The sequence below is a fragment of the Endozoicomonas sp. ALE010 genome (genome assembly GCF_049310165.1).
Classification (GTDB): domain Bacteria; phylum Pseudomonadota; class Gammaproteobacteria; order Pseudomonadales; family Endozoicomonadaceae; genus Endozoicomonas.
Window position 1 is genome coordinate 1 of sequence record NZ_JBLYNV010000146.1, and the last position, 3,641, is coordinate 3,641.

A 3,641-nucleotide genomic window follows, 5' to 3' on the forward strand; every position below is an offset into this window, starting at 1 on the left:
ACGATCAGCCAGAATCCATGTTCACGCCTGGCCAGAATTCGTGTTCACGCTTTGCCAGAATGAGCGTTCACGATTAGCCAGAATATGCAGTTCCACCAGTGCGATATTGGAAGCGCCCCACAACTGCCCGGTAAAGCTCCATGAGAAGCTATCAATATCCAGGCTGATATCCATTGAGGGCAGTTCAAGCGGTGTCCGGGCAGGCAAAACGACAGTGGTGATGATGTTCATAAGCAGATAACTCTCCCTGATTTCTGGCTGTTCCGGCTCCGGCTTTTCCACAACGACCGGGTCTGTCTCGCCGCCATAGTTGCCGGTTACCGTTTCATCCTTGGCTTTCTGGCCGATGCCCCACGGTATAATAACCGGCTGATCCTCGGCTCTGTTTTTCTGGAAGGCAAAGCGCCGCTTGCTATCCCTTGGCTGAATAACCTTGGTATCAACTAATCGTCCCATTCGGAAATAAACAGCAGGTGTGGTTTCGGGCGAATAGGGAATGCCAGCAAAGCGGAAGTTAAGGAGGCTCGGTATCAGGTAGCCAAGCTTCTCTATCTGATGAGCAGGACTGAACTCATCCACTCGCCGGAAGCTGCTGATCTGGTTGCTGTCTCTTACAACAGGTCGGTTCCAGAAAATACGATCTTTCTCATCCTTTGCCTGAATGGACTGATCCCATCGCTGCGACTTATGACCGTCTATTTTAACAGCCTGCTGCCAACGCCCGTCAGCTGTCGCCTCTTTTTTCAGGCTGTCGCTATGACTGAAACTGACCTGAGCTTCCTTTTTAGCCACTGCCCCCCAAAATAGCCCAAAAGGTGAGGTTTCCACAGACCTTGCCTGCCGACTACTTTGCGTCCGGGAAGAGCTGACAGGCCGACTGGTGGAGTAAACCGCCGCTCTTTGCTGCTGTCGGCCAATGGCTTTTTTCCAGTTACCCTGATAAAACCGGATAACGGAAGGTGGCGGAACAAAGGCATATCTGGCTGTCGGATAAAAGCCAAAGTCAGCACCCGGCTTATATGCATCAAGACCAAAAGCGAAATCAACCGGAGCTGTAATTACATAAGCCATAAATTATTGATTTGGGATAATAGTAGGATTAACCGGCCCATGGGCTAGTGGTCGACTGAAGGGCTTTGCCTTGAATTTTGCAGTGCCTACACTTTGGACGTTATCGGTATCAATCCACCACACCGGCTCAGTACTATTGCTCGCTCCAGCAACAGTGCAATAGTAAACGTATCCTTGGAAATTGACCGGCCTGATAACATCGTTGACCTGATAATTAGTATCAGGTTGCCATTCGCTACCATAGTCATCCTCAGCAACGACAAGCACTGCTCCCTCATAAGGGGATGTATCAATATTGTAATTACCGCTATCAGGATCACTGATTGCTGATCCCAATACGGCTTGACTGGTATCATTTGATCCCCCGATGGGCAGAGCTTCTTGGCTAACAGCAAACACCCGACGACTGACGGGTAAATCATTCTCTTTGATATTCCCACTAACAGTTGTTGTATTACCATTCCCCGGAATCTGGATGCCTCCACCACCACCAGCATCAGGCATGTCTATCCCAGTAGTACTTGCCTGATGCAAATTGTTGATTTCATCGTCCGTTAACGCTCTACTCCAAACAGCCACACAGCCTAATGCTATATCGTTGGCTGGTGTCGAATAACCGTTTTCAGATGTCTGCCCTTTTTGTGAGAAAAGCTTAAAAGTCTGGTTTGGGTTAAGAAGATAATCGTCAGCAGTGATAGTTTTAATTAATACATTATTTAAAAATACTTCTAAATAATTTTTGTCACCTGAATAAGAGTATCGCTTCCTGACAAGAAGAGAGTTCCAGCCTTGAATTAGTGGATACTGACTTAGATAGTAATTAGTCCCTCTATACCTTGCCCTTATATATTCGTCATTGACTGTATATATACACCAAGAAGGAGCAGCGCTACCTCTTCGCAGCCCAAAAATAAACTGATCACCGGACGTGTTAGTTGGTGGCTTAAACCATCCGTAAACTGTGAACTCGTAAAGTAAGCCCGGATTTTTACCATAAAGACCAGTATTGGCACCAATTACTGCCGTTGATTGTAAGTAATGATCCAAACCAAAAACCGGATTCCCACTTGAGAAACGGGCTAATTCAGGATTATAAGTATTAGTTGTATGTAAATGATGCCCATTGCCTGAAAAATCTTCCTCAAACATACCAAAGTCTAAATCTAATACACTTTGCTCAGGAGGCTCAAAAGTATACAGGCTCGTGGGATGAGTATGATCCAAGACATATTGCTTAAAGTTTTTCACTGCCATCAGTCAGCATCCCCCCGAATCTGTAGCGTGAAATCGTCGTTTGTTTCCGTACCCTGACCTGAAAGCACCGTCCGACAAATCCAAACTGGCGCAAGGCACCCATCGGTATTGAAACGGATAGCGTTGCCTGTTGACCAGCCACTGCCCCAACCATCGGCTTTCATCGTGAAATAAGGCACTCCTGTTTCCGGGTTAATGGGTGCGGTATCGGTTGCTGTGCTGCCGGTGGCTATTATCCCCAGCTTTTCCTCAACAATCTGGAAAGCTGTGCTGCTGGTAAATATGACTGCCCACTTTCCATAAATAGCCCCCTTGTTGGTCGCTTCCACCGGGTAGTTGATGGTGTTGTATTGGGCAGTTGTCTGGTCTCTAACCCGGTCATCCGTCCAGTTTGGATCGCCGCTATCCCATACCTTCTGGCTGAAAAAGTTTTTCACTCTCGCCTGAAGATCGCCATAGACCACCGCACTGCTGACCGAGGTTTCGCCTGCGGGCAAATCCCAAGGCACCGGGGAGATAATGGACAGGTCGCCATTGATCTGCACATCGCTCAATACGCTCATGTGCTCCACCCGATCCTTGATGCTATAGGGTGCCGATAGCTGGCTACTGTCAGCATCAATCAGGCTCAACGGATCGGCAAAGGTAACAGTTCCTGTCTCCCGGTCACTGGTATACTGGTCAGGAGACAAATAGTTACCATTGGCATCAATAATGGTAATTTCTGCCTGATGATCACGAGCCAGGTTAATCACCTGACCTGCCGTTGGAGTACCGATATCGGTGGTTGCCGTATGACTTATAACCACAATATCCCCGGCTCGATAGATGGGAACCTTGCCATCGGGAGGCAGACGTACCGGGTCAAGGCCGATCAGTTCAGCATCAAGCGGCAGGCTGGTTTCCACCACGCAGTTGTAACGGACGCTTTGCGGGATGACGTAAATCGGATCAGTACCATCGGTAAACTCAATCTCGCACCAGCCAGTAGTCACGTCGATGTTTCCTGCCACCTCTGAAGTTTTGAAATCACCATTAAAGTCAGCTGTCGCAGTAATCACATCCCCGGTGTCCACCCGCACAGCCGTTAGCTGCAAGCTGCCCTGTCGAACAGGAGCAACCGGAGTACGGAAGGCCACCGCATTTATGCCAAAGCCGACCCCGATGGTGGCCGCTGCCTGAATGGTGGCCGTATTGACGGTGCCGGATGGGTAGCTGGCCAGTTTCGCCAGCCCGCCGCTGTAATCGACCCTGCCAACCTGAACACCGGCATTGGTTTCTGTGCTCAGGTTTTTATAGAGAGAGCCATCCCGGTC

The 3,641-nt window shown here is 49.0% G+C and carries 3 protein-coding genes; all 3 read right to left on the minus strand.

The annotated features are described in order from the left end of the window. Window positions 1-21: 21 nt before the first annotated feature. Entirely contained in the window at window positions 22-1,071 is a 1,050-nt protein-coding gene (locus ACO6UY_RS24170; RefSeq protein ID WP_422491592.1) for a hypothetical protein, read from the minus strand. A 3-nt stretch (window positions 1,072-1,074) separates the two neighbouring features. Further along, window positions 1,075-2,325, minus strand: a complete 1,251-nt coding sequence (locus ACO6UY_RS24175) for a hypothetical protein (RefSeq protein WP_422491594.1) — start codon at window positions 2,323-2,325, stop codon at window positions 1,075-1,077. Next, window positions 2,325-3,641 (minus strand): hypothetical protein (locus tag ACO6UY_RS24180; RefSeq protein ID WP_422491596.1); only part of this gene is annotated, 1,317 nt, incomplete at its 5' end. The genes ACO6UY_RS24180 and ACO6UY_RS24175, both read right to left, overlap by 1 nt.